This window comes from Burkholderia stabilis (assembly GCF_001742165.1).
Taxonomy (GTDB): Bacteria; Pseudomonadota; Gammaproteobacteria; order Burkholderiales; family Burkholderiaceae; genus Burkholderia; species Burkholderia stabilis.
Window position 1 is genome coordinate 2,860,733 of sequence record NZ_CP016443.1, and the last position, 25,313, is coordinate 2,886,045.

A 25,313-nucleotide genomic window follows, 5' to 3' on the forward strand; every position below is an offset into this window, starting at 1 on the left:
TCGCTCGCCGTGTCGCGAGCCCACAGGAGTCCAGACCCCATGCCCGAATCCAACCTGTCCTTCTTCGGCCGGCTGTCGCTTGCCGTCGGCACGTTCTTCTCCGTGCTCGGCAACCGCGAATTCGCGGCCGGCGTGCTGCGCGTGCGCGACGGCGCCCCGGCCCCGGTTGCACCGGCCCCGGCCGCGGCACCCGTGGTGCCGGAGCCCGTGAAGGCGCCCGCGCCGGAACTGCGCGAAGCGAGCCCGCAGGCCGCGCTGCAACTGCTCGGCCTGCTGCAGCGCGATGCGCGCTTCATCGACTTCGTCGAGGAAGACATCGCCGGCTACGCGGACGCCGACATCGGCGCGGCCGCGCGCCTCGTGCACGACGGCTGCCGCGCCGCGCTGCGCGAACACTTCACGATCGTGCCGGTGCGCGACGAAGCCGAAGGCAGCCGCGTGACGCTGCCGGCCGGCTTCGACGCCACGGCCGTGCGCGTGACGGGCAACGTCGTCGGCTCAGCGCCGTTTACGGGCACCGTCAGCCATCGCGGCTGGCGCGTCGCCGACGTGCGCCTGCCGAAGCTGACGGGCAGCCACGACGCCTCGGTTGTCGCACCGGCGGAGGTGGAACTGTGAGCGATCCGCGCTATTCGATCGGTATCGACCTCGGTACGACCCACTGCGCGCTGTCGTATGTCGACAGCGCCGCGAGCGACGGCGAAAAGATCGCGCAGCAGGTGCTGCCGATCGCGCAGCTCACCGCGCCCGGCGCGCTGGAATCGCGCGACCTGCTGCCGTCGTTCCTCTATCTGCCGCATGAAAGCGAACTGACGCAGGGCGACCTGACGCTGCCGTGGACCGCATCGCGTGCATTCGCGGTCGGCGAGATGGCGCGCACGCGCGGCGCCGGCACGCCGATCCGCCTCGTGTCGAGCGCGAAAAGCTGGCTGGGCCACGCGGGCGTCGATCGCCGCGCGGCGATCCTGCCGAGCGACGCGCCGCCGGAAGTGTCGCGCGTGTCGCCGCTGGAAAGCTCGATCCGCTACCTGACGCACCTGCGCGAAGCGTGGGACCACGCGCATCCCGATGCGCCGTTCGCCGACCAGGACGTGACGGTCACGATCCCCGCGTCGTTCGACCCGGCCGCGCGCGAACTGACTGCCGAGGCGGCACGCGCCGCCGGTTACTCGCGGATGACGCTGCTCGAGGAGCCGCAGGCCGCGCTCTATAGCTGGATTCAAAAGAGCCAGGGCGGCTGGCGCAAGCAGGTGCAGGTCGGCGACCTGATCCTGTGCGTCGACGTCGGCGGCGGCACGACCGACCTGTCGCTGATCGCGGTGGTCGAGCGCGACGGCAATCTCGAACTGCATCGCGTGGCGGTCGGCGAGCACATCCTGCTCGGCGGCGACAACATGGATCTCGCGCTCGCGCACATCGTCGCGCGCAAGCTCGCGCAGCAGGGCACGCAGGCCGATCCGTGGCAACTGCGCGCGCTCACGTACGCGTGCCGCGCCGCGAAGGAAACGCTGCTGTCCGACCCGAGCACCGACGCGGTGCCGCTCGTCGTGCCGAGCCGCGGCTCGAAGCTGATCGGCGGTTCGATCCGCACGGAGCTCACGCGTACCGAACTTACGCAGACGATTCTCGAAGGTTTCTTCCCGCAGGTCGATGCGGCTGCGCGCCCGGTGAGCCGCGCGCGCGTCGGCCTGACGCAGCTCGGCCTGCCGTATGCGCAGGACGCGGGCATCACGCGCCATCTCGCGGCGTTCCTCGGCCGCCAGGTCGCGGCGCTCGACACGCTCGAAGGCGTGCAGCGCACGCTGCCGCAAGGCGCGACGTTCCTGCATCCGACCGCCGTGCTGTTCAACGGCGGCGTGTTCAAGTCGGCGCTGCTCACGCAGCGCGTGCTCGACACGCTCAACAGCTGGCTGGCCGCCGAAGGCGCGCCGCCCGCGCGCCTGCTCGAAGGCGCGGATCTCGATCTCGCGGTCGCGCGCGGCGCGGCGTACTACGGCTACGTGAAGCGCGGTCGCGGCGTGCGGATTCGCGGCGGCACGGCGCGTGCGTACTACGTCGCGATCGAATCGGCGATGCCCGCGGTGCCGGGGCTCGAACCGCCGGTGCAGGCGCTGTGCGTCGCGCCGTTCGGGATGGAGGAAGGCTCCGACGCGGCGTTGCCGCCGCAGGAGTTCGGCCTCGTCGTCGGCGAGCCGGTGCAGTTCCGCTTCTTCGGTTCGTCGGTGCGCCGCCAGGATCAGGTCGGCACGCTGCTCGACTACTGGTCGCCGGAAGAGCTGCAGGAGCTCGAAGAAATCCAGGCGACGCTGCCCGCCGAAGGGCGCACGGTCGGCGAAGTCGTGCCCGTGAAGCTGCATGCGCGCGTGACCGAAGCCGGCACGCTCGAGCTCGAGGCGATCCCGAGTGGCACGAACGAGCGCTGGAAGGTCGAGTTCGACGTGCGCGGCGCCGCCTGAGCGCGATGAAGCGTTATACGGTCGGCATCGACCTCGGCACGAGCAATACGGTCGTCGCATACGTCGAGGCCGGCTCCGACGCGATCCGCGTGTTCGACGTCGAGCAGCTGGTCGGCCCCGGCTCGGTGGCCGCGCAGCCGCTGCTGCCGTCGGTGCGTTATCACCCGGCGGCCGGTGAATTGCCGCCGGATGCGCTGCGGTTGCCGTGGTCGGTTGAACCCAAGGCGAAATCCAACGCGATTCAGGCCGACGCACCGCCGGCCGTGATCGGCCGCTACGCGCGCACGCTCGGCGCGCAGGTGCCGGGCCGGCTCGTGTCGAGCGCGAAAAGCTGGCTGTCGCACGCAGCGGTCGACCGGCTCGCGGCGATCCTGCCGTGGGGCGCGGCCGACGGCGTCGACAAGGTGTCGCCGGTCGATGCGAGCGCGAGTTATCTCGCGCACGTGCGCGACGCGTGGGATGCGCGCTTCCCCGATGCGCCGCTTGCGAAACAGAACGTGATCCTGACGGTGCCCGCGTCGTTCGACGACGGCGCGCGCGCGTTGACGGTCGAAGCCGCGCGGCGTGCGCGGCTACCCGCGCTGCGGCTGCTGGAAGAGCCGCAGGCCGCGTTCTACGACTGGCTGTACGGCCAGCGCGACACGTTGCGCGACACGTTCGCCGATGCGCGGCGCGTGCTGATCTGCGACGTCGGCGGCGGCACGACCGACCTCACGCTCGTCGATGTCGCGCCGGGCGGCGACGGCGAGCCGACCTTCACGCGTGTCGGCGTCGGCAATCACCTGATGCTCGGCGGCGACAACATGGACCTCGCGCTCGCGCGCCTGGTCGAGACGCGGCTGACCGAGCCCGGCACGCGGCTGTCGGCCGCGAGCCTGTCGCAACTGGTCGAGCGCTGCCGCGCGGCGAAGGAGCGCCTGCTCGGCGACGACGCGCCGGCGTCGGTCACGGTCACGCTGCTCGGCGCGGGCAGCAAGCTCGTCGGCGGCGCGCGCTCGGCCGAGCTGACGCGGCAGGAAGTCGAGCAGATCGTCGTCGACGGTTTCTTCCCGCAGGTTGACGCCGGTGAATTGCCGCGTCGCGCGCGCGCGGCGATCGTCGAATTCGGGCTGCCGTATGCGAGCGACGCGGCCGTCACGCGGCACGTCGCCGCGTTCCTGAACCGTCATGCGGAAGGCCCGTTGCCCGACACGCTGCTGCTCAACGGCGGCGTGTTTCGCGCGGGCGCGCTCGCCGGTCGTCTCGCGCAGACGCTCGGCGCGTGGCGCGGCGCACCGCTCGACGTGTTGCACAACGCGCATCCGGACGTGGCGGTCGCGCGCGGCGCGGTGGCCTACGGGCTCGCGCGCGCCGGGCATGCGCCGCGCATCGGCGGCGGCTCCGCGCGCAGCTATTTCCTCGTACTCGACGACGGCGCCGGCGAAGCCGCCGCGCGTGGCGTCTGCCTGCTGCCGCGTGGCGCGGAAGAGGGCCACGAGATCCGGCTTGACGATCGCACGTTCGCACTGCAGCTCGGGCAGCCGGTGCGTTTCCACCTCGTGTCGACGGTGGCCGACACCGCGTACCGGCCCGGCGATCTCGTCGACCTCGACGGCGGCGATTTCGTGCGGCTGCCGCCGATCGCGACGGTCGTCGACCGGCAGGCAGGCGGCGACGCACGCGAAACGCCGGTGAAACTCACGGCGTCGCTGACGGAAGTCGGCACGCTCGAAATGCATTGCATCGCGACCGACGACGCATCGCGCCGCTGGAAGCTCGAATTTCAGTTGCGCGGCGATGCGCCGGTTCATGGCGACGATACGGGGCCCGCGCGGCATCCGCGTCTTGACCAGGCGATCGAGCTGATCGAGCGCTCGTTCGGCAGCAAGGCGGCGGGCGTCACGCCGAAGGACACGCGCCGGCTGCGCGCGCAGCTCGAACAGGTGCTCGGCGCGCGCGACGAGTGGGACGTCGCGCTCGCGCGCGAACTGTTCGACGCGTTGCTCGCGCGTGCACGGCGGCGCCGGCGTTCGGCCGATCATGAACGCGCGTGGCTGAACCTCGCCGGCTTTTGCCTGCGTCCGGGCTTCGGCCATCCGCTCGACGCGTGGCGCATCGAGCAGCTGTGGCCGCTGTTCGACGACGGCATTCAATACGTGAACGACGCGCAGGTGTGGTCCGAGTGGTGGACGCTGTGGCGGCGCGTGGCCGGCGGCCTCGACGACGATGCGCAGACGCAGGTGCGCGATGCGATCGCTTTCCTCGAACCGTCCGACGACAAGCGGCGCAAGCTGCCGTTCGATCCGGGCAAGGTCGGCCCGGCCGACATGACGCGGCTGTCCGCGTCGCTCGAACGCTTGCCGGTCGAGCGCAAGGTCGAGCTGGCCGAGCGCCTGATCGCACAGTTGCAGAAGCCGGCCGAGCGCGCGTTGTGCGCGTGGGCGCTCGGCCGCATCGGCGCGCGCCGGCCGTTCTACGGCAGCGCGCACAGTGTCGTGCCGGCCGACATCGCGAACGGCTGGCTCGACGCGCTGTTCGCGCTCGACTGGAAGCAGGTCGAGCCTGCCGCGTTCGCGGCCGCGCAGATCGCGCGGATGACGGGCGATCGTTCGCGCGACCTGCCGGACGACACGCGCGAAGCGGTGATCCGACGTTTGTCGGCCGCGAATGCGTCGGCGGCATGGATCGACATGGTGCGCGAAGCGATCGCGTTCGACGAAGCCGATACGGTGCGCGTGTTCGGCGAAACGCTGCCGGCGGGGCTGAAGCTGCTGGCCGGGTGAGCAGCGTGGGGTGTGCCGGTATCGTTCGGATGCCGGAGCATTCCGCGGTGTTGCCGATGCGGGCCGATGTTCGCCGGTTCGATGACCCTAAAAAAACGGCTGCCGTTGCATTGCATCGGCAGCCGTTTGCGTTTTTGCGAACCTGTTTGCTCAGGTCAGGTTTGTGGCACCGTTTCGCGTGACGATGCGGCCGATTCAACGGCGATCGTGTCGGGCGTGTTGGCCCGCCGCGCGAGATGAATCCCCGCGAGCATGCACCGCACCGACCCGCCGGCCAGTTCGATCGTCGGCACGTCGAGCGGCAGCAGCCGTGCGGAGCGCTCGATCGTCGCGCGCTGTTCGTGTGTGAGGCAATCGAACGCACGCCGCGACAGCGCGAGCACGCGCCCGTCCTTGCCCGACAATTCCAGCGTATTGCCCGCGAAGTTCGCGATCTGCGACGGATCGAGCGCGATCACCGTGCGACCCGTTTCGGTCAGGCGTTGCGCGATTTCGGCGCGGCGTCGGTTGTCGGCGATCAGGTCGAGGCCGACCATCGCGAACTCCGTCGCGACGCTCATCATCACGTTGGTGTGATAGATCGGGCGCCCGTCGGCATCGGCCGTATCGAAGCAGATCGGCTCGAAATTGAAATGCGTGCAGAAGCGTTCGAGCGCGACCGGATCGGCGCGGCGCGAGCGCGCGGTGTATGCGATCCGCGCGACGTGGTCGAGCACCATCGCGCCGGTGCCTTCCAGGAACACGTCGTCGTATTCGAGGCCCGAGTAGTCGATCACGTCCTGCACGCGATACTCGGCCTTCAGCATCTCGACGATGTCCGCGCGCCGCTCGCGGCGGCGGTTCGGGCTGTACATCGGATACAGCGCGACGTGGCCGCCCGGATGCGTCGAGAACCAGTTGTTCGGGAACACGGAGTCGGGCGTGTCGCGTTCGCCGTGATCGTCGAATACGTGCACGCGCACGCCCGCATCAGCGAGCGTCTGCGCGGCGGCCGTGACTTCGTCGCGCGCGGTAGCGGACACGGACGGCGTGTCGCCTGCGCCGCCGGTGGTCGTGCGCTGGAACGCGTTGTCGGCCGCGGTCTGCGGGTTCGGCTGGAAGTGGTGAGGCCGGATCATCACGACGGCGGCCGGCGCCTGGATCGATACGAGATTCATGGAAGGCAGGAGCGAAAGGCTGGAAACCGGGCGGCGCGCTGGCCGCCCGGCGATGACGATCAGCGCGCGAGCGCGGCGACGGCTTCGGTGACGAACGCCGCGTGACCGTGCGCGACGGCGGCCGGATCGTCGATCAGCGCGAACAGGTTCTTCGGATCGACGGCCGGCGGAATCAGCGCGATCTCGACGCCCGCGTTGTGCTGCTGCGCGAGCGCGTACAGGTAGCGCAGCGCCGAATAATCCTCAAGCGCGAAGCCGACCGAGTCGAACACCGTGACTTCGTCCGCGCGTTCGCGGCCGGTCGTCTCACCTTGCAGCACGCGCCACAGCTCGGTGACGGGGAAGTCGGCCGGCATCTGCTGGATCTCGCCTTCGATGCGCGACTGCGGCTCGAATTCGACGAACACGCGGCCCGCGTGCAGCACGCCCGCTTCGAGCTCGGTCTTGCCGGGGCAATCGCCGCCGACCGCGTTCACGTGCATGCCGGGCTCGATCATGTCGGCCGTGACGATCGTCGCGTAGGCCTTGTCGGCGGTGACGGTCGTCACGATGTCGGCGCCGCGCACGGCGTCGGCCGTCGATGCGGCGCGCACGACGCGCAATTCGGAGTACGCGGCGAGGTTTTTCACGAGTTTGTCGGTCGCGAGCGGATCGACGTCGAACACGCGGATTTCGTCGATGCCGAGCAGCGTGTGGAACGCGATCGCCTGGAATTCGCTCTGCGCGCCGTTGCCGATCAGCGCCATCGTGCGCGAGTCGGGCCGTGCGAGCGCCTGCGCGGCGAGCACCGACGTGGCGGCCGTGCGCAGCGCGGTCGTCAGCGTGAGTTCGGCGAGCAGCAGCGGGTAGCCGGTATCGACTTCGGCGAGCGCGCCGAACGCCATCACGGTGTGCATGCCGCGCGCCGCGTTGACGGGGTGGCCGTTCACGTACTTGAACGCGAACAGTGACGCGTTCGCGACGGGCATCAGCTCGATCACGCCGTCGCGCGAGTGGCAGGCGACGCGCGGCGATTTGTCGAAGTCGGCCCAGTGCAGGTAGTCGGCGCGCAGCGTGTCGACGAGTTCGCGCAGGAACGTCGTGACGCCGGTCTTGGCGATCAGTCGGGCGGTGGCGGGAACGTCGAGGAAGCGAGTCATCGGTCTGTCTCCATTTTGATTGCCGGTACGGGTGTCCGGCGTTCTGGTCGACCGGGCGGCGCTTCGGCGCGGGCTCCGGCTCCATCAAAAGCGGCGGCGCGGCGTGTCCGGCCGGTCGATGGAGTCATTATTTCCGCGAGTCGAGCCAACAAAAAGACAGCAAAAGTGGCAAATTTATCGATAGACTTGGCAAATTGCCAGCCCGTTCCGGCACTTTGTCAGTTATGCGCTGGCCGGAATGCGCAGTCTCCGGCACGCTGGCGGCCGGCTCATCCCCGCGACTCATTCCTCACAGGAAGCCTCGTACATGATCACGCTCGACGACGTCGACCGGCAGCTCATTGCCCTTCTGCGCGACAACGCGCGGCTGCCCGTCGTCGCGCTCGCGAAGGAATTGCGCGTCGCGCGCGCGACCGTGCAGAACCGGCTGACGCGGCTGGAGAAGAACGGCGTGATCGTCGGGTATACGGTGCGGCTCAAGCCGGCGGCCGAGCGGCACCGGATTCGCGCGCTGATGTCGATCGCGGTGCAGGGCAATCGCGGCGCGGAAGTGGTGAAGGTGCTGCGCGGGCATCCGAACGTCGCGTCGATCCACAGCACCAACGGGCGCTGGGATCTCGTCGCCGAGCTGCATGCCGATTCGCTCGAGCATTTCGATCGCGTGCTCGGCGCGATCCGGCTGATCGACGGGATCGCGAGCACCGAGACGAGCATTCTGCTGTCGACGCACAAGGCGTGACGCGGGCCGGGCCCGCGCCCGCTCGTGCGTGAGCGTGTGAGCGTGTGAGTGTGGGGTTACGCGCTCGCCGCCGGCTCGGGAAACACCGGCTCGCCGAGCGTCAGCATCAACCGGTTCGCCCACGCGAAGATCGCGACCGCGTGCGACAGGTCGAGAATGTCCTCATGCGTCAGCCCTTCGGCTTCGAGCGCGGCGATGTCGTCCGCATCGACCGTGTCGGGTCGTTCGGTCAGTGCGATCGCATAGCGCACGATCGCGCGTTCGCGCGCCGTCGTGCCGGCCGTTGCCGGATCATCAAATACCTGCTCGATGACATCGGTGCGTTTCGCGAGCTGCGCGGAGCGCTGCGCATGCACCGACGCGCAATACACGCAGCCGTTCACGCGCGACACGGCCGTGCTGGCCAGTTCGCGTTCCGCGCGCGACAGCCCGCCCGGTCCGTACATGATCGCGTTGAACACACCCGAGCGCTGCCGCAGGATCTCGGGCAGGTGCACGAGCAGCAGGTAATAGTCGGACGTTTTCGCGTGCGGATGGCTTGCTTCGAGTACGGCAAGCTGGTCGGGTGTCGCCGCATCGAGTGGCACGGTGTCGAGCCATGCGCGCCAGCCGAGCGTGTCGGACGTGAAGCCGTGCGTGGTCGTCGTCATGCGGCCTCCTTTGTGGCACGCGCGTGAAGCGCCTGCGCAGCCGCCGCGACGCGCAATTGATATGCGATGAACGCAACGAGCTGCGACAGCGCGACGATCGCGGGTGTCGTGAGTCCGGCCGACTTCAGCGCATCGAGATCGGACGCGCGAGCGTCGGCGGGCGCGTGTGTCAGAAGCCGCGCATGGGCGAGGATCGCGCCGACGCGCGGCGCCAGTGCGTCGAACGCATCGGCGTCGGCGAGGGCAATCTCCTCGACGGTGCCGCCCGCATCGAGCAATCGCGTGCGATACGTCGCAGCCAGTGTGTGCGCGTTCGACCGTTGCGCGACATACCGCGCCGCATGCAGTCTTTCGGCCAACGAGAGATCGGGCAACGCGGGATCGAACAGCGCGGTTTCGCTGAGTCGCGTATGGAGCAGCACCTTGTCGCGCGCGCGGCGCAGCGTGGCCACCGCATCGCCGTCGCGCAGGCCGGCCGCCGCGTCGATCGTGTCCGGCGCGGCGGCCGGCGTGATGGATTCAGTCATCGTGTCGATTTCCCTTCGTCGTTCATGTGATCGATGGACGCGCGCTTACGCGTCGGCGTCGCGCCATTCGTCGCCTTGCAGCTCCGCATTCGCGTAGGCGACCAGCGCGTCGTAGTGGCGGTCGCGGTCGGCATCGAACAGCCGGCTCGCGATGCCGCGCGCGAGCCGCTTCGCGCCCGCGCTGATTGCCGGGATGTCGCCGGACAGCTTGCCGTGGCTCAGGCTCGCCGCATGGTTGAAGCAGTGGATGTGCGTGACGGCCGGGCATGCGCCGGGCTCGCGCTCCTGGAACGCGAACGCGGAGCCGAGATCGGGCGAATCGGCGAGTTCGTCGAGCCATACGTCCGGCTCGGGCCGGTAGCGATCCTTCCAGCGCCGCACGTGCTGCCCGAACGACGCGAATTCCGCGCGGGTCGTCCAGTCCGAATGAAAGCCCGTCGCGAAGATCAGGAAGTCGACCGTGTAGCGCCCGCGCGGCGTCGTCACGTCGAGGCCGTCCGCGTGGCCGGCCAGCGTCTCGATCGGGCTGCCCGCATGAAAATGCGCATGCTCGTGCCGCGACACGCGCAGCACGCTGTCGCGCGGCGGCGGCGTTTGCGACGTCAGTGCGTAGTGCATGAAGCGCCACTTCGTCGCGTCGTCGAGATCGGCATAGCCGTGCACGAGGCCGGGGCTGCCGATACCGGTCAGCTTGTTGATGCGCGGAATGTCCGCGCGGCGGAAGAACAGGTCGACGCGCGCCGCGCCGGCTTCGAGCGCGGTGCCCGCATTGTCGAAGGCGGACGCGCCCGCGCCAACCACGCCGATACGCTTGCCGGCCAGCGCCGCGAAATCGATCGGCTCCGACGAATGCGCCCAGCGCGTGCGCGGCGCGCGTTGCGCAACGGGCGGCACATAGGGGCCGCCGAGCCCGTCGCGGCCCGTCGCGAGCACGACGTGCCGCGCGAGCAGCGTCTGCGCTTCGCCGCTGCCGTGCACGTCGAGCGCGAGCAGGCCGTCGTCGCGCGGGCGCAGCGCGAGCAGTGTCGTGTCGTTGCGCACGTTCAGGTCGAGCGCGCGCCGATACCAGCGCAGGTAGTCCATCCATTGCGTGCGCGGAATCTTGTAGAGCGCGTCCCAAGAGTCGCGGCCGTATTGCGCTTCGAACCACGCGCGGAACGTCAGCGCCGGCAAGCCGAGCGCGGGGCCGGCGAGCTGCTTCGGCGAGCGCAGCGTGTCCATTCGCGCGAACGTGACCCACGGGCCTTCGTAGCCGGCCGGTGCGCGATCGATCACGCACTGGTTGTCGATGCCGAGCAGGCGCAGTTCGGCGGAGGCCGCGAGCCCGGCCATGCCGCCGCCGACGATCGCGACGTCGAGCACGCGCGCGCCGTCGGCTTCGCGCGGCGGCACCCACGACGGTGCGGGCAGGTCGAGCCAGCGCAGGTCCTGCGCGAGCCGCGCCTCGAGTGCGTCGAGCGGGGTCGTCATGCGGCCTCCGGGCGGGTGCGACGCGCACGTGCGGCGCGCGGCGGGCGAGGCGCGCTGCTGCGCAGCCGGTCGCCGCGCAGCAGCGCGTCGTGCGCGGCGGCGTCGTGAAAGATCACGTCGTCGAGCAGCGCGCGCGTCGTGCGGTGCAGTGCGTCGAGCAGCGCATCGACGGCGGCGGTACGCGGCTTGCCGGCGGGCGTCGCGACGCCGAATGCGAACGGGATGTCGACGTCGAGCGGGCGCGCGACGACGCCGTCCACCGGCAGCGCGACGCCGATGGCCGGGTCGACGATGCCGATGCCGATCCCCGCACGCGCGGCCATCACCGCGTTCAGCGACGCATTGGTTTCGATGAACACGCGTGCATCGACGCGCGCGGCCGCGAACGCCGCGTCGATGCGCTGGCGCAGCCGGTGCCGGTTCGCGACCGTCACGATGCGGCGGCGCGCGAGATCGCGCAGCGCGATGCGCGGCTTCGCCGCGAGCGGATCGCCGGCGGGCAGCACGGCGACGCACGGCGTTTGCGCGATCCAGTGCACGTCGAGGCCCGCGTGCGCCATCGGCAGCGTGACGACGCCGATGTCGGCCGTGCCGGCGAGCACCTCGTGCACGACGTGTTCGGCCGACTCGCTGCGCAACTGATAGTGCGGCGCGTGGGCGCCGTCGGGCAGCGCGGCGAGCGCGGCTGGCACGAGCGTGGCCGCGAGCGAAGGCGTCGCCGCGATGCGCACGGGTTCGGCCGTTTCGTCGCCGAGCGCGCGTGCCCGTGCCTCGATCGCGCGCAGGCCGACCAGCGAGCGCTCGACTTCCTCGTAGAGCAGGAAGGCGCGCCGTGTTGGTGTGACGCGCGGGCCGTGCCGGTCGAACAGCGCGTAGCCGAGATCGGCTTCGAGCTCCTGGATCTGCCGCGTGACGGCCGGTTGCGAGCGGCCGAGCAGTTCGCCTGCGCCGGTCACGCTGCCGGCCGACATGACCGCGGAAAAGGCTTCGAGTTGATGCAGCTCCATGACGCGTTCCGATGATGCGATTTTCGCATTGTAGGAGTGCGAGCATGCGTGATTCATATAATGATTTTTGCTATCGACAGCGTGAAAACTGCGAAGGGTGCGATCGCCGTGACGGCCGGTTGTGCGCGCATGCGCATCGGTGGCGTGTGCCGCCGCGCGAGAAACGTGAGTCGAATCAAGGCGATGCGACGGAGGCCGAGGCGTCGCATGACGCGCGGCGCGTGCATGGCCACCGACACGCGTTGTCCGCTTCACGCCGCGCGCGATATCGATATGCGCAAAACTTCGTTTGAACGCTCTGAACCGGATGGTTACATGCCCTCACTCTTTTCGACTGACTGAAGGTGGGGGCGGCATGAACGTTTCGGGGAACGACGCACGCGGCGCATGGCGGCGCGTGCTGGGCACGGTGGCGGCGCTCGCTGCCGCATGGGGTTTGTCGGCGGGCGGCGCGTTTGCCGCGGGCGTATCGGGCGAGCCGGTCGTGATCGGCGTGAGCGGGCCGCTCACGGGCCAGGACGCGCAATACGGCGAGCAATGGAAGCGCGGTTTCGACCTCGCGCTCGACGAGATCAACGGCAGCGGCGGCATTCACGGCCGGCCGCTCGCGGTCGACTTCCAGGACAGCCGCAGCGACCCGCGCCAGGCGGTGGCGATCGCGCAGAAGTTCGTCGCCGATCCGCGCATCGTGATCGAACTCGGCGATTTCTCGAGCGCGACGTCGATGGCCGCGTCGCCGATCTACCAGCGCGGGCAACTGATTCAATTCGGCTTCACGAACTCGCACCCGGATTTCACGAAGGGCGGCGATTATCTGTGGAGCACCGCGCTGAGCCAGGCCGAGGAACAGCCGCTGCTCGCGCGCTACGCGGTGAAGGAACTCGGCTTCAAGCGGATCGCGGTGCTGTACCTGAACACCGACTGGGGCCGCACCAGCAAGGACATCTTCGCGAAGGCGGTGACCGGGCTCGGCGCGCAGGTCGTCGCGGCCGAAGGCTACCAGCCGACCGAGAAGGATTTTCGCTCGACGCTCGTGCGGATCGGCGCGTCGAAACCCGATTCGATCGTGCTGATCTCGTACTACGCGGACGGCGCGCAGATCGTGCGGCAGGCGCGCACGTCGGGCGTCACGCTGCCGATCGCGGCGGTCGGCTCCGTGTATTCGCCGAAGTTCCTCGAACTGGGCGGCGCGGCCGTCGACGGCGTCTATACGGAATCGAACTTCTTCCCGGCCGAACCGCGCCCCGAGGTGCAGGCGTTCGTGCAGCGCTACCGCGCGAAATTCCATACCGATCCCGATTCGTTCGTGGCGCGCGCCTACGATGCGCTGATCCTGTCGGCGGAGGTGCTGCGCCGCTACGGCATGACGCGTCAGGCCGCGCACGACGGCTTCGCGAAAGTGAGCGACGTGCCGAGCGTGATCTTCGGCAAGGTGCGCTTCGATCCGCAGACGCGCCGCGTCGCGGGCGCGCGCACCGTGTATCTGGTGGTGAAGCAGGGGCAGTGGGCGCTGTGGGATGGCGCGAAGCCGCAGCTCGCCGCGCGCTGATTCGGGACGCGGACGCATCGTGATGGCTTCCTGGCTCGACTACACGCTCAACGGCCTCATCGTCGGCAACATCTACGCGCTGCTCGCGGTCGGGCTCGCGCTGATCTTCGGCGTGTCGCACCTGATCAACTTCGCGCACGGCTCGGTCTACATGGTCGGCGCGTTCATCGGCTGGCTGTGCCTGACGCGCTTCGGGCTGCCGCTGCCGGTCGCGCTCGCGGCGGTCGTCGTCGGGTGCGGCGCGCTCGGCGTCGCGATCGAGCGGATCGGGCTGCGGCCGCTACGCCACGCGGCGCGCATCGCGCCGCTGCTCGCGACGATCGGCATCAGCTTTATCCTCGACCAGCTCGCGCAGCTCGCCTTCGGCGCCGACCCGCGCGCCGTGCCGACGCCGCTGCCCGACTGGCACCTGCGGATCGCCGGTGCGACGCTCGGCTCGCTCGACCTGCTGATCGCGGGCATCGGCATCGCGGCAGCTGCGCTGCTGTACGGCTTCCTGCGCTTCACGCGGCTCGGCTGGGCCGTGCGCGCGACCGCGCAGGATCGCGACGCGGCGCTGCAGATGGGCGTCGACGTGGACCGCGTCAACCAGACCGTGTTCGCGATTGCGTGCGCGCTCGGCGGCGTGAGCGGGCTGCTGGTCGGCATGTACTACAACAGCATCGATCCGGCGATGGGTTTCCAGGCCACGCTGAAGGGCGTCGTCGCGCTGCTGATTGGCGGGCTCGGCAACGTGCCGGGCGCGATCGCGGGCAGCCTGCTGCTCGGTCTCGTCGAGAGCTACGGTGTCGCGCTGTTCGGCACGAGCTATCGCGACCTGTTTGCGTTCGGGCTACTGATCGTGTTCCTCGTGTGGCGGCCGAACGGCTTGTTCAGCGCGAAGCGCGCGCTGCCGCCCGAGCCGATGACGGGCACCTTCCTCGCGGCTGCGAAGGCCGTGTGCGTGCCGCGCCCGGTGCTCGTCGCGCTGATCGCGCTGGCGACCGTGCTGCCGTGGCTCGGCGTATCGCCATACGTGCTGCAGACGCTGACCAACGCGTGGCTGTACGGCTTGCTCGCGCTGAGCCTCACGCTCGTTGCGGGCACGGTCGGGCAGATCTCGCTCGGCCACGCGGCGCTGCTCGTGATCGGCGCGTATGCGTCGGCGCTGCTGTCGTCGGATCTCGGCTGGTCGCCGGCCGTGACGATTCCGTGCGCGGGCGTCATCACGGCCGTGCTCGGCACGCTGCTCGTCTATCCGGCGTTCCGGCTGCGCGGGCATTACGTGTCGATCGCGACGCTCGGCATCGGCGAAGTGGTGAGCCTCGTGATCCTGAACTGGGACGGCCTCACGCGCGGCCCGCTCGGCATCACCGGCATCGCGCCGCTGCCGTGGGCGAGCACCGCGCGCGCCGCGTACTGGTTCACGCTCGCGGTGCTCGTCGTGCTCGCGCTCGTGCAGGTGCGGCTGCTGCGTTCGCATCTCGGCCGCACGCTGCGCGCGGTGCGCGAGGACGACGTCGCCGCGCGCGCGCACGGCATCGCACCGAACCGCTACAAGGCGATCGCGTTCGCGGTCGGCGGCGTCGCGGCCGGCGTGAGCGGCGGCATTGCCGCGCACCTGTACAGCTACATCAACCACCAGACGTTCGATTCGCAGGTGTCGATCCTCGCGCTGACGATGGTGATCCTCGGCGGGCTCGGCAACGTGCTCGGCGGCATCGTCGGCGCGGTCGCGCTGATCGGGTTGCCCGAGCTGTTCCGCTGGGCGGCCGACTACCGGATGCTGATCTACGGCGTCGTGCTGCTGCTGCTCGTCCGGTTCCGGCCGCAGGGCCTGCTCGGCACGGTGTGAGGGGAAATGCGATGACCACCAATCGACCTTTGCTCGACGTGCAGGGTTTGACGCGCCGTTTCGACGGCGTGACCGCGCTCGACGGTGCGAGCCTGACGCTTGCCGACGGCGAGCTGCTGAGCGTGATCGGGCCGAACGGCGCGGGCAAGTCGACGCTGTTCAACCTGATCGCGGGCGCCGACCGGCCCGACGCCGGCCGCGTGACGTTCGACGGCCGCGACATCACGGGCACGGCGCCTGAACGGCTCGCGGCGCTCGGCATCGCGCGCACGTTCCAGCACGGCCGTGTGTTCGGCAACCTGAGTGTGCTCGACAACGTGCTGATCGGCGCGCATGCGCGGCTGCGCGCGGCGCGGCCCGGGTGGCCCGCGCTCGGCGCGGCGGCCGAGGTGCTGCGCGCGCTCGTGCGGCCCGCGTCGGTGCGGCGCGAGGAGGCGGCGCTGCGCGACGAAGCACGCGCGATCGTCGCCGGATTCGGCGAACGGCTCACGCCGCGCATCGATCATCCGGCGCACAGCCTGTCGTATGCGAACCGGCGGCGCGTGGAGATCGGCCGCGCGCTCGCGCTGCATCCGCGCCTGTTGCTGCTCGACGAACCGACGGCCGGGATGAACGAGACGGAGACGGCCGAGATGCTGCAACTGATCCAGTCGCTGAAGGCACGCGGCCTGACGATCCTGCTGATCGAGCACAAGCTCGAACTCGTGATGCGCGTGTCAGACCGCGTGATGGTGCTCGACAACGGCGTGAAGATCGCCGAAGGCGCGCCGCGCGACGTGCGGCACGATCCGCGCGTGATCGAAGCCTATCTCGGCCGCCGGCATGCGGGCGACGCGGCCGCCGATCGCACGGCGCAGGCGGCCGCATGACGCCCCTTTCTTCCGGAACCCGAACGACCATGACCGATGCGCTGCTGAAACTCGAACACCTCGACACGTTCTACGGGCCGGTGCAGGTGCATTTCGACGTGAACTTCGAAGTCGGGCGCGGGCAGATCGTGAGCCTGCTCGGCGGCAACGCGAGCGGCAAGTCGACGACGATGAAGCTGATCCTCGGGTTGATGCGGCCACGCCGCGGCGTCGTACGTTTCGACGGCGACGACGTGACCGCGCTCGCGACGCCGCAGCGCGTGCGGCGCGGGATTGCGGCCGTGCCCGAGGCGCGGCGGCTGTTCGGCGACATGAGCGTGCGCGAGAACCTGCTGATGGGTGCGTACACGCGTGGCGACCGTACGGCGGTGGCGGAGGATTACGAGCGCGTGCTGGACCTGTTCCCACGCGTGCGAGAGCGACTGGCGCAACGCGCGGGCACGCTGTCGGGCGGCGAGCAGCAGATGCTCGCGATGGCGCGCGCGCTGATGGCGCGGCCGAAGCTGATCTGCATGGACGAGCCGACGATGGGGCTGTCGCCGCTTTACGTCGACAAGGTGCTCGAGCTGATCGATGCGATCAACCGGCAGGGCGTGACGGTGTTCATGGTCGAGCAGAATGCGAGCCTCGCGCTGGAGATCGCGCACTACGGGTACGTGCTGCAGACCGGGCGTGTGGTGCTCGAAGGGCCCGCGAAGGCGCTGCTCGACGATGAGCGCGTGCGCGATGCGTATCTGGGTGGGGAAGCGGTGGCGGCGTAGCGGGCGACATGCGATTCATAGGCGACGATTCCGCTCTTTTACCGTTGCGTCGCCGTGCCGATCGACCGATCGGATGAGATCGTTACGGAAGTTTCGCCAGCAAGCGGTCGCCGAACGATGGAGGAAGTTCGATGATGCCTTCGCCATCCGATGCGGCGGTGTCGTACACGACCGCGTCCTGGTCCCACGTCAGTCTGACAGGCTCTCCTCGTGGATAGCGAAACATGCGCTCGGCGATCAAGTCCATGTTGCTACTGCGATATAAGCGCAACACGACATGCTCACCCGGCCCGTAACAGTACGTTGCCGTGTAGTGCTGATGGCCCTGCCGGGATTGCTCCGTATGGCACTGGCGCATGTGGTTCGTCTTCGATCGGATATCTACGCGCCATGCGTAGGGAAGCAGTGTTCCAATCAGTGCGACGGCAATGGCGACGCCTACGAGATATTTCGAGGATCGCGTCATGACAGGTTCACGTAGACGGGATACCGAAGACGAATAATCCGTCGATCGGAATAGATGACGAAATCGCCTCCGCGGCGGTGCTTTGTCTGCCACGCTCTGAAGTCCTGATTCCGGACCGGGTAGAGAAAATTTTCCTTTTTGCGAAGATCGCCCACACCGACTGGATAATCGATCCATGATCGACCGAACGCATGCATCGCGAGCGTAGCAGGAACGAGATTTACGCTTCGCGCGTTCCAGTGGCCGAGGTATTGAGACGGTTCGCCCGGTTCGGTTCCGAAGGTGTAGTTATCCTTCACGTAGACGGATATATGCGTAATCGCGGCTGTCGTTCCGTCGAAGCTGATCTCGGCGCGCTCGACGGCGGCGTATAGGTTGAATGATCCGAGTGCGCCGGTCAGATCGTCCGGAATGCCGTTAGCCTCGGTGAGACGCTTCAGGTACTGCAGTGCCTTCTGCTCGAAGGTCCCTTCTACCTTGGCATACTGAAAATGAAAGTGGTGATGAATCAACTGAATATCGCCACTGCACATATCGGTGATCGAGATGACGGGATAGCGGTGTTTGTAGGGCAGCAACCGGGCGCGGATTACACGCAACGCGGCATTGCTATTGATCGCCGACGATGTCAGGTTGTCGAACTGTTCCTTCGCTCGGGCATATTTCAACACCCATTCGAGCTTTACCGTCGTCGTGTCGATCATGTCAGGGGGATACGGAACACCATCCTGATTGATGCCGTTTCGCTCGTCGTCGACGGTCGGGGAATAGTTCAAACGCCCCGCGAACCACTTTTCCATAAGTGTTGCTGATATGGGCATCATGAGCTTGCGCATTGCGCCGGGTATTTCCTGAATGTCGAACGGCTCGACCTGCGGTTCTTTCTTTTTCGGTTCAGGTGCAGGTGCAGGTGGTTTCGGCGGGGAGGGAGTATTCAGCCATTTCCTGAACCTGGCGTGGGCGTTCACCATACGCTCGATATCGTCGAGCATCTTCGTGGCGGGATCGGGGCGTACTGTTTTGCGCGACTTGATCGGCTTATCTGCCGATACCTTCGAATCGGGAACGGGCGGCAGCCGGGCCATCGAAAGGCATAATCCGCGGATTATTCTGCATCCCTCGTCTCCTTCACAGTGCGTCCATCTCCAGAGCAGTTTGTTTGGTTTGTGATACGGCAGCTTCTGATTGTCGGCTTCCATTTGTTGGCGTTCCCTCGTGCATCGCGAGCAAAGTGTCCGGCGATTCGAGCACAAACGTGCGAGCGACACAAAAACCGTCACGTTCTTGTAACAGTTGCCCGATTGAGGAAATGCGAATTCCTGTTCCTGTAATGGAATGGAGAGGTGATTCGATATGCGCTGATCGTTGCCGCGTATTATGCGCGCGGCCCCGTCAAGCGCGACGTGATGATGGCGCAGGTGCTGTCGTCCGCGCTCGAAGGTGTCGTTCACAATGCCGCGCGGCGCGGGCTGCTGGCGGCCCCGAAACTGAAGCGCGAACTCGTTGCGCGGGCACGGCGCTACCTGGAAGGCATCGTGCGATACGACGGCGAACCCCCGCTCGCGAACCGCAGCGAAAAGCGTGTTGTACCCCGAAATTCGGAGTAGATTGGCGATTTCCTGATATCGAACGACAACGGGAGCGCCGCGCCATGTTGACCTATTCCATTCAGAAAGTCGGCTACGACTACACGCAACTGGATTCACAGGGCGCGACGGACTACGCGTCGTTCATTCATGCATTCGATGCGTTCCCGTGGGCCGTGCAGCAGGCCGAGTGGGACCAGATACAAGACGGCCCGTTTCCGGCGCTCGTGCTGCAGCATGCGGACGATCAGCGGGAATTGTGGGTCACCGCGCTGAAGGATGCGAGCGCGAACGGGTTCCAGTTGAATGCGGTCTCGATGCGCATGAAGAAGGGACTCTTCGGCATGGGGAAGCCGAAGCCGGAGCAGTACGTCGAGACGATCGACGTCGAAAAGCGCGCCGACGTCGATACGTTGTGCCGGTTGTTCTGCGATCGTCAGTATGACGAGCTGGACCGGCTCGTGGCGCGACATGCAGCGCGCAACGCCGACCGTGATGACAGCGACGATTGAGCGCCGCTTCAGGCGCGCTTCGCCCCCGTTCCCGCCGCGCGCGGAAACGTCAGCACCACCGCAAATCCGCCCGCATCGGGAAACGTGAACCCGACGCGCCCACCGTGCGCCTTCATCACTTCCTGCACGATCGCCAGCCCGAGGCCCGACCCTGTGCGCCGCTCGCTGCCGTCCGGCGCGATCCGCACGAACGGCTGCAATGCCGCGTCCCAGTGCTCGCGCGGAATGCCTCGCCCGTTGTCGGTGACGGTCAGCGTGACCGCCTCGTCGGCATGGCCCGTGGTGTCGACCGAGACGACGATGTCGTCCGCATGACCGTGCAGCAGCGCGTTGTGCAGCACGTTCGACAGCGCTTCCTGCAGGCTGATCGCATCGCCGTCGATCCATGCCAGCGGCGCGTCGCTCGCGAACGCGACGGCGACGTCGCGCTCGTCCGCGAGCGGAATCGTGCGGCCGAGCACGTCCTTGGCGAGCGCGACGAGTTCGACGGGCTGTAATGGCACGGCCTCGGTGCGATGGATCACCATCGCGTGATTGAGCAACTGGCCAGTGAGGCGGCCGACGTCCGCGGAGGTTGCACGCAGCGCGTCGAGGCGCGCCGCGTGACGCGCAGGATCGGCTTCGCCGTCGAGCAGCTCGATCTGCGCGTCGAGCCGCGCGAGCGGCGTGCGCATCTGGTGCGCGGCGTCGGCGATGAAGCGCTGCATCGCGTTGATCCGCTCGGCCAGGCGACGGATCAATCCGTTGATCGAACCGATGATGGCGTCGATCTCGCTCGGCGTATCGACGGCCACGGGCCGCAGGTCGGCCGGGTCGCGCGCGGCGATGAGCGTGCCGATCTGCGCGAGCGGGCGCAAGCCGCGCCGGATCGCGAGGCCGCTCGCACCGATCGCGAGCACGCTCATCAGCAGGATCAGCGTCCACACCTTGATGCTCATGTCGTTCGTGAGCTGCTGGCGCGCATTGGTGGTTTGCGCAACGGTCACGAGCGCCCAGCCCGGCGTGCGTTCCTCGGGCATGTAGCGCGCGATGGTCGCGGTGCGGATGCGGTGCCCCTGGTAGACGGCGTTCGCGAACGCAGGGCCCTGTTTGGCGGCGGCAAGCGTCGCGGGGCTCGCGAGATCGTTGTAACCGGCCACGACGATGCCGCGCGAATCGACGACCTTGTAGTAGACGAGGTCGTAGCGCGACAGCGTCGACAATGCGGCCACCGGCGGATTCAGCGCGAGCACGCCGCCCTGTACGTAGAGGTTCTCCGCGACCTGGATGGATGCGCCGGCAAGCAACTGGTCGTATGCGCGTTCGGCCGCGACGCCCGCGTAGTAGCGCGCGATTGCCGCAAGCGCGAGCGCGCCGGTCGCGACGACGAGCGCGATGAAAAGCAGCGTGCGCCCGAACAGCGTCTTCGGGAACCAGTCAATGCGACGCAATCTGATACCCCATCCCGCGCGCGGTGCGGATCTCGACCGAGCTGCCCTGCAGCTTCTTGCGCACGCGCGTCACGTATTGCTCGACCGCATTCGTGGTCGGCTCGTTGCCGAAGCTGAACAGCTGGTTCAGCAGTTCTTCCTTCGAGAAGATCCGTTGCGGCCGGCTCGCAAGAATCTCGAGCAGCGCGAATTCCTGGCGAGACAGCGACAGCGGCTGGCCGTCGAGTTCCGCGAGGCGGCTGCTGCGGTCGATCACGAGGCCGCCGAGCGTCAGCACGTCGTTCGCGTGGCCGCTGTTGCGGCGCAGGAGCGCCTGCACGCGCGCGTCGAGCTCGCGGTAGTCGAACGGCTTCACGAGATAGTCGTCGGCGCCGAGGCCGAGGCCGCTCACGCGGTCGTCGATCGCCGAGCGTGCGGTCACGAGCAGTACGGGCGTCTTGCTGCCCGACGCGCGCAGGTTACGCAGCACCGCGAAGCCGTCCATGCCGGGCAGGTTCGCGTCGAGCACGACGAGGTCGAAGCGCTCGACGCGCAGCAGCCCGTTCGCGGTCGCGCCGTCGGTTTCGAGATCGACGGCGTGGCCGAGCCGCGCGAGGCGATTGCGGATCGCCGCGCCGATTTCGGCATCGTCCTCCACGACGAGAATGCGCATGGTGCCGTTTGCAGGTGAGTGGATTAGGGGTTTTCCCGGGGCCGGGATGTCAGCATTTTCTCAGACTCGGTCGATAACCTGTGTCGAGCCGGAAGCAGCACGCAAGGACGGCATTAATACCAGAAATATTCAAGGAGACGGCAACATGCAGCATGTCACGGGCACGACGAACGCGCGGTGCGGCACGACGCCGGCCTTCGCGCGGCCGTTGGCCGTCCGTCTCGCGGCGGCGCGCGCATGACGACGTCGCTGCGCCGCCGCGCACTGATCGCCGCCGGCCTCGGCGCGCTCGCCGCGCCGGCGTTCGTGCGCGCCAAGCCGCGCTCCGTGCGGATTTCCAAAGGTTATGGCGTGCTGTACCTGCCGCTGCTCGTGATGGAGAAGCAGCGCCTGTTCGAGCAGCACGCGGCGCGGCATGGCGTGCGCGACGTTGCGGTCGACTGGGTGCTGCTCGACGGCGGCAATTCCGTCAACGACGCGATGATGGCCGGCACGCTCGATTTCGCCGGCGCCGGTGCGCCGGGCTTCATCGAGCTGTGGGCGCGGGCGCGCGGCATCCCGAACGTCGAGGTGATCGGCATCAGCGGGCTGTCGACCACGTCGCTGTCGCTGAACGCGAACCGTCCGGGCCTCGCGTCGCTGCGCGACTTCACGCCCGCCGACCGGATCGCGGTGCCCGGCATCCGCACGTCGCTGTCGGCGGTCGTGCTGCAGATGGTCGCGAGCCGGCAACTCGGCCCTGCGCATTTCGCGAAACTCGATTCGATCACCGTGAACCTGCCGCATCCGCAGGCGATGCAGGCGCTGATCCGCCGCGAGAACGGCGTCACCGCGCATTTCACGTCGCCGCCGTTCTCGACGCTGGAGTTGCGGCAGCCGGGCATCCACCGCGTCGTGAGTTCGGTCGACGTGCTCGGCCCGCTGACGCTCGACGTCGTGTTCGCGCCGAAGCGGCTCGTCGATACCGAGCCCGCGCTGGCCTCGGCGTTTCTCGGCGCGCTCGACGAAGCGAACCGCCTGATCTCGCAGGACCCGCGCGCGGCGGCCGCGCTTTACGCGGCGTCGTCCGGCGTCGGCGTGTCGCACGACGACGTGATGCAGATGCTCGCCGCGCCCGACACGCGCTTTTCGGTGCGGCCGAACCAACTGATGGACTACGTCGAATTCCTGTACCTGGCCGGCACGATCAAGGCGAAACCGCGCGCGTGGCACGAGATGTTCGCGCCGATGCTCGACGACTACCGGTCGGGCTGAACGCCGCTGCCGCCGGCAAACGATATGCATCGAAACCCGCTTGGGCCCGCGCCTTCGCTGCGCGCGGCGCCGACTCAACCGACAAGCAACCGACACGTAACCGATTCACGTAAGGAGCCCGCAGTGAACGCTACCGAAACCCTGGACCCCGCGTCCGCCGAAGAACAGCGCATCATGTCGAAGATGGCGCGGCGCCTGCTGCCCATCCTCGTCGTGATGTTCCTGATCGCGTTCATCGACCGGCAGAACGTCGGCTTCGCGAAACTGCAGATGGTGCACAGCCTCGGGATGACGGAGGCCGCGTTCGGGCTCGCGTCGTCGCTGTTCTTCATCGGCTACCTGCTGTTCGAGGTGCCGAGCACGCTCGCGCTGCATCGCTACGGCGCACGCGTGTGGCTCGCGCGGATCATGCTGACGTGGGGCCTCATCACGGTGCTGATGGGCTTCACGACGTCGATGCCCGCATTCTGTTCGCTGCGTTTCCTGCTCGGCATCGCCGAAGCCGGTTTCTATCCGGGCGTGATCTATTACCTGACGCTGTGGTTTCCGCAGAGCTATCGCGCGAAGGTGCTCGGCATCTTCACGCTCGGCAGTGCGCTCGCGAACATGCTCGGCTCGCTGGTCGGCGGCGTGTTGCTGAGCCTGAACGGCGTGGGGGGCCTCGCGGGCTGGCAATGGGTGTTCGTTGCGACGGGCATCCCGGCCGTGATCGTCGCAATCGTCGTGTTCCGTGTGCTGCCCGCGTCGTTCCGCGAGGCGCCGTTCCTCGACGAGCGCGAGAAGCAGATCGTTGCGGCCGCACTCGAACGCGAAAAGCCCGCGCAGGCGGAGCATGGTCAGCCGTGGAAGGCGCTGCTCGACCCGCGCGTGATGCTGTTCGCGGCGACCTACATGCTGATGTCGACGTCGCTGTACGGCGTCACGTACTGGCTGCCCACGCTCGTGAAATCGTTCGGCGTGTCGAGCAGCATGAACGGCTTCCTGAGCATGCTGCCGTGGGCGCTCGCGGTGCTGCTGCTGCAGTGGCTGCCGGGAAAGTTGCGCCGCGCGAAGAGCATTCTGCGCACGATCGCGATCGTCGCGGCGCTCGGCGCGCTCGGCTTCCTGCTGAGCCTCGTGCTGCCGTCGACGCCGCTGCGCTTCGTCGCGCTCGTGCTCGGCGGTGCGTGCATCCCGCTGCTGTATCCGTGCTTCTGGTCGATGCCGCCGCGTTATTTCACCGGCGCGCGTGCGGCGGCGAGCGTCGCGGCGATCAACTCGATCGGCAACCTCGGCGGCTTCTTCAGCCAGAACCTGATGCCGTTCGCCGGCAAGGTGACGGGTACCGCGTTCGGGCCGATGATCGTGCCGATCGTGTGTCTCGCGTTGCTCGGGATCGGCGCGCTGGTCGCGTGGACGCGCTCGGAGCGGGGGATGGTGGCGGTGGGGGCGTGATGGTGGGCGGCGTCAGCGCTTCATCAACTGGTTTCCGACGATCTTGAAGTCGGTGGCCACGTGCGTATTCGACAGCAGGTACTTGAGCGCGCGGATGTCCGGCGCGGTCGTCGAGAAGCGGTCGCCGCCGTCGAATATGAAGTTCCACATGATGATGCCGCGGCTGGTCTCGGGATCGTCCACGCGGATCTCCTTCAGCGACGCGAGCGGATATGCTCGCTCGTGCCAGTCGAACAGGTGCCGCACGTAGAGGTGATCGTGCGTCACGATTTCATAGCGGCGCAGGAATGGCGTCGCGACGATGAGGAGCACGGCGGTGACAATCAGCAGCGAGCGGGCCGCGCGCCAGACGACGGCCCGCGAGGCGCGGCCGCGCGGTTTGGTGCGGTACCGTCGGTAGGCGGATGGCACGGTCATTACCACGCTGACCCACCAGAACGCCGCGATGAACCCGAGCGGCACGTTCATGAACGGCACCGAAAAGGCGCCGACGAAGCTGGTCGGAAAATCCAGGAGCCGCGCGGTCGACACGAACCCGAGCCCGATGTAGCTGCCCGCAGGGTGCGGGATGAACAGGGCCGTCGTCAGCGCCTGCAGGGCGAGCAGGATGGGCCAGCACAGCAGCGATACCGCAAGCCAGCCGGCCACGACAGCGCAGAAACTGAATGCGTAGGAGAAGATGTTTTTCATCGTGTCGAATGGCGGGGTCGGGGCGCGGCCGGCGTACGGCTCGAGCGACATACAGCGAGGTGGCGAATTGTAGCGTTGCGCCGAGGCCTGTACAGGCGAGCATGCCGACTTTCTGCGCGTCGCGTCGACGTACTACCGTGTGCTGCCATGGGTGACACATGGAGCATGCAATGAAAATGACGACGATCACGGCGTTTCGCGATGCCATTGCGCAGCGACGCATACGACGCGAGTTTGTCGCGCGTGGCCTGGCATCGCGCGACGAGGCACGGCGTACCGGCAAATACATCGATGCTGAAAACGTAAGGGCAGCACTCGAACGCATGCTGGAAGCGGCACGACGGACGAAGGCGGCCGGTTGAACCTTTC

Annotated in this window: 24 protein-coding genes; 13 read left to right on the forward strand and 11 right to left on the reverse strand. The window is 68.0% G+C overall.

Translation table 11 applies throughout. The features are described from left to right. Window positions 1–39 precede the first annotated feature (39 nt). From BBJ41_RS30625 to BBJ41_RS30635, 3 genes are read left to right on the forward strand one after another with little or no spacing between them, the layout of a single operon-like run. Complete coding sequence (locus BBJ41_RS30625; protein WP_069749908.1) at window positions 40–618, forward strand: DUF2760 domain-containing protein; 579 nt, start codon at window positions 40–42, stop codon at window positions 616–618. Further along, the gene (locus BBJ41_RS30630; protein ID WP_069749909.1) at window positions 615–2,456 is read left to right on the forward strand and encodes an Hsp70 family protein; all 1,842 of its coding nucleotides are present in this window, start codon (window positions 615–617) and stop codon (window positions 2,454–2,456) included. Before BBJ41_RS30625 ends, BBJ41_RS30630 begins: the two co-directional genes overlap by 4 nt. A gap of 5 nt (window positions 2,457–2,461) precedes the next feature. Next, on the forward strand, window positions 2,462–5,218 hold the full coding sequence (locus tag BBJ41_RS30635) for an Hsp70 family protein (protein ID WP_069749910.1): 2,757 nt from the start codon (window positions 2,462–2,464) through the stop codon (window positions 5,216–5,218). Window positions 5,219–5,373: 155 nt separating this feature from the next. Here the strand turns inward: BBJ41_RS30635 and ctlX are convergent, their stop codons facing one another. Continuing rightward, window positions 5,374–6,375, reverse strand: a complete 1,002-nt coding sequence (gene ctlX, locus BBJ41_RS30640) for a citrulline utilization hydrolase CtlX (RefSeq protein ID WP_069749911.1) — start codon at window positions 6,373–6,375, stop codon at window positions 5,374–5,376. Between the two features lie 59 nt (window positions 6,376–6,434). After that, window positions 6,435–7,514: an ornithine cyclodeaminase gene (locus BBJ41_RS30645; protein WP_069749912.1), complete on the reverse strand. Its 1,080-nt coding sequence runs from the start codon at window positions 7,512–7,514 to the stop codon at window positions 6,435–6,437. A 307-nt stretch (window positions 7,515–7,821) separates the two neighbouring features. Between BBJ41_RS30645 and BBJ41_RS30650 the strand changes: the two genes are divergently transcribed. Continuing rightward, window positions 7,822–8,253, forward strand: coding sequence for an Lrp/AsnC family transcriptional regulator (locus tag BBJ41_RS30650; RefSeq protein WP_006753967.1), 432 nt, complete (start codon window positions 7,822–7,824; stop codon window positions 8,251–8,253). 56 nt (window positions 8,254–8,309) lie between these two features. Here the strand turns inward: BBJ41_RS30650 and BBJ41_RS30655 are convergent, their stop codons facing one another. Genes BBJ41_RS30655 through BBJ41_RS30670 form a run of 4 tightly spaced genes read right to left on the reverse strand, consistent with a single transcriptional unit; the run spans window position 8,310 to window position 11,907 of the window. Further along, a complete protein-coding gene (locus BBJ41_RS30655; protein WP_069749913.1) occupies window positions 8,310–8,903 on the reverse strand; it encodes a peroxidase-related enzyme in 594 nt (197 codons plus the stop codon). After that, window positions 8,900–9,430: a CMD domain-containing protein gene (locus BBJ41_RS30660; RefSeq protein ID WP_069749914.1), complete on the reverse strand. Its 531-nt coding sequence runs from the start codon at window positions 9,428–9,430 to the stop codon at window positions 8,900–8,902. Before BBJ41_RS30660 ends, BBJ41_RS30655 begins: the two co-directional genes overlap by 4 nt. Window positions 9,431–9,475: 45 nt before the next feature. Beyond that, entirely contained in the window at window positions 9,476–10,900 is a 1,425-nt protein-coding gene (locus BBJ41_RS30665; protein WP_069749915.1) for an NAD(P)-binding domain-containing protein, read from the reverse strand. Further along, window positions 10,897–11,907, reverse strand: a complete 1,011-nt coding sequence (locus BBJ41_RS30670; protein WP_069750451.1) for a LysR family transcriptional regulator — start codon at window positions 11,905–11,907, stop codon at window positions 10,897–10,899. Before BBJ41_RS30670 ends, BBJ41_RS30665 begins: the two co-directional genes overlap by 4 nt. A gap of 355 nt (window positions 11,908–12,262) precedes the next feature. On the opposite strand from BBJ41_RS30670, the gene BBJ41_RS30680 reads away from it, so the two are divergent. From BBJ41_RS30680 to BBJ41_RS30695, 4 genes are read left to right on the forward strand one after another with little or no spacing between them, the layout of a single operon-like run. After that, a complete protein-coding gene (locus BBJ41_RS30680; RefSeq protein ID WP_069749917.1) occupies window positions 12,263–13,456 on the forward strand; it encodes an ABC transporter substrate-binding protein in 1,194 nt (397 codons plus the stop codon). Between the two features lie 22 nt (window positions 13,457–13,478). Further along, window positions 13,479–15,290, forward strand: a complete 1,812-nt coding sequence (locus BBJ41_RS30685; RefSeq protein WP_069749918.1) for an ABC transporter permease — start codon at window positions 13,479–13,481, stop codon at window positions 15,288–15,290. A gap of 11 nt (window positions 15,291–15,301) precedes the next feature. Then, entirely contained in the window at window positions 15,302–16,159 is an 858-nt protein-coding gene (locus BBJ41_RS30690) for an ABC transporter ATP-binding protein (RefSeq protein ID WP_069749919.1), read from the forward strand. Beyond that, window positions 16,156–16,920, forward strand: coding sequence for an ABC transporter ATP-binding protein (locus BBJ41_RS30695; protein WP_069749920.1), 765 nt, complete (start codon window positions 16,156–16,158; stop codon window positions 16,918–16,920). The genes BBJ41_RS30690 and BBJ41_RS30695 overlap by 4 nt, the downstream gene beginning before the upstream one ends. An 82-nt stretch (window positions 16,921–17,002) precedes the next feature. On the opposite strand, the gene BBJ41_RS30700 is transcribed toward BBJ41_RS30695, so the two are convergent. Then, the gene (locus BBJ41_RS30700) at window positions 17,003–17,386 is read right to left on the reverse strand and encodes a hypothetical protein (RefSeq protein WP_156814907.1); all 384 of its coding nucleotides are present in this window, start codon (window positions 17,384–17,386) and stop codon (window positions 17,003–17,005) included. Continuing rightward, window positions 17,383–18,585 carry a DUF6402 family protein gene (locus BBJ41_RS30705; RefSeq protein ID WP_175972517.1) on the reverse strand — a complete coding sequence of 401 codons (1,203 nt, stop codon included), beginning with the start codon at window positions 18,583–18,585 and terminating at the stop codon, window positions 17,383–17,385. Before BBJ41_RS30705 ends, BBJ41_RS30700 begins: the two co-directional genes overlap by 4 nt. A 144-nt stretch (window positions 18,586–18,729) precedes the next feature. Here BBJ41_RS30705 and BBJ41_RS30710 point away from each other — a divergent pair, with 144 nt between their 5' ends. Both BBJ41_RS30710 and BBJ41_RS30715 read left to right on the forward strand, forming a co-directional pair. Beyond that, window positions 18,730–18,993: a hypothetical protein gene (locus tag BBJ41_RS30710; RefSeq protein ID WP_069749923.1), complete on the forward strand. Its 264-nt coding sequence runs from the start codon at window positions 18,730–18,732 to the stop codon at window positions 18,991–18,993. 44 nt (window positions 18,994–19,037) lie between these two features. Continuing rightward, window positions 19,038–19,484 (forward strand): hypothetical protein, encoded by a 447-nt coding sequence (locus tag BBJ41_RS30715; RefSeq protein ID WP_069749924.1) that lies wholly within the window; start codon window positions 19,038–19,040, stop codon window positions 19,482–19,484. An 8-nt stretch (window positions 19,485–19,492) separates the two neighbouring features. Here the strand turns inward: BBJ41_RS30715 and BBJ41_RS30720 are convergent, their stop codons facing one another. Together BBJ41_RS30720 and BBJ41_RS30725 are read right to left on the reverse strand one after the other, a co-directional pair. Beyond that, window positions 19,493–20,914 carry a sensor histidine kinase gene (locus BBJ41_RS30720; RefSeq protein WP_069749925.1) on the reverse strand — a complete coding sequence of 474 codons (1,422 nt, stop codon included), beginning with the start codon at window positions 20,912–20,914 and terminating at the stop codon, window positions 19,493–19,495. Continuing rightward, a complete protein-coding gene (locus tag BBJ41_RS30725; protein ID WP_069749926.1) occupies window positions 20,901–21,566 on the reverse strand; it encodes a response regulator transcription factor in 666 nt (221 codons plus the stop codon). Before BBJ41_RS30725 ends, BBJ41_RS30720 begins: the two co-directional genes overlap by 14 nt. Before the next feature lie 237 nt (window positions 21,567–21,803). On the opposite strand from BBJ41_RS30725, the gene BBJ41_RS30730 reads away from it, so the two are divergent. Together BBJ41_RS30730 and BBJ41_RS30735 are read left to right on the forward strand one after the other, a co-directional pair. After that, window positions 21,804–22,820 carry an ABC transporter substrate-binding protein gene (locus BBJ41_RS30730; RefSeq protein ID WP_069749927.1) on the forward strand — a complete coding sequence of 339 codons (1,017 nt, stop codon included), beginning with the start codon at window positions 21,804–21,806 and terminating at the stop codon, window positions 22,818–22,820. 123 nt (window positions 22,821–22,943) lie between these two features. After that, entirely contained in the window at window positions 22,944–24,254 is a 1,311-nt protein-coding gene (locus BBJ41_RS30735; protein ID WP_069749928.1) for an MFS transporter, read from the forward strand. A 12-nt stretch (window positions 24,255–24,266) separates the two neighbouring features. Here BBJ41_RS30735 and BBJ41_RS30740 read toward each other — a convergent pair whose 3' ends face one another. After that, window positions 24,267–24,995 (reverse strand): hypothetical protein, encoded by a 729-nt coding sequence (locus BBJ41_RS30740; protein WP_069749929.1) that lies wholly within the window; start codon window positions 24,993–24,995, stop codon window positions 24,267–24,269. Window positions 24,996–25,114: 119 nt separating this feature from the next. On the opposite strand from BBJ41_RS30740, the gene BBJ41_RS30745 reads away from it, so the two are divergent. Next, on the forward strand, window positions 25,115–25,306 hold the full coding sequence (locus BBJ41_RS30745; RefSeq protein ID WP_232036211.1) for a hypothetical protein: 192 nt from the start codon (window positions 25,115–25,117) through the stop codon (window positions 25,304–25,306). Window positions 25,307–25,313: the final 7 nt, after the last annotated feature.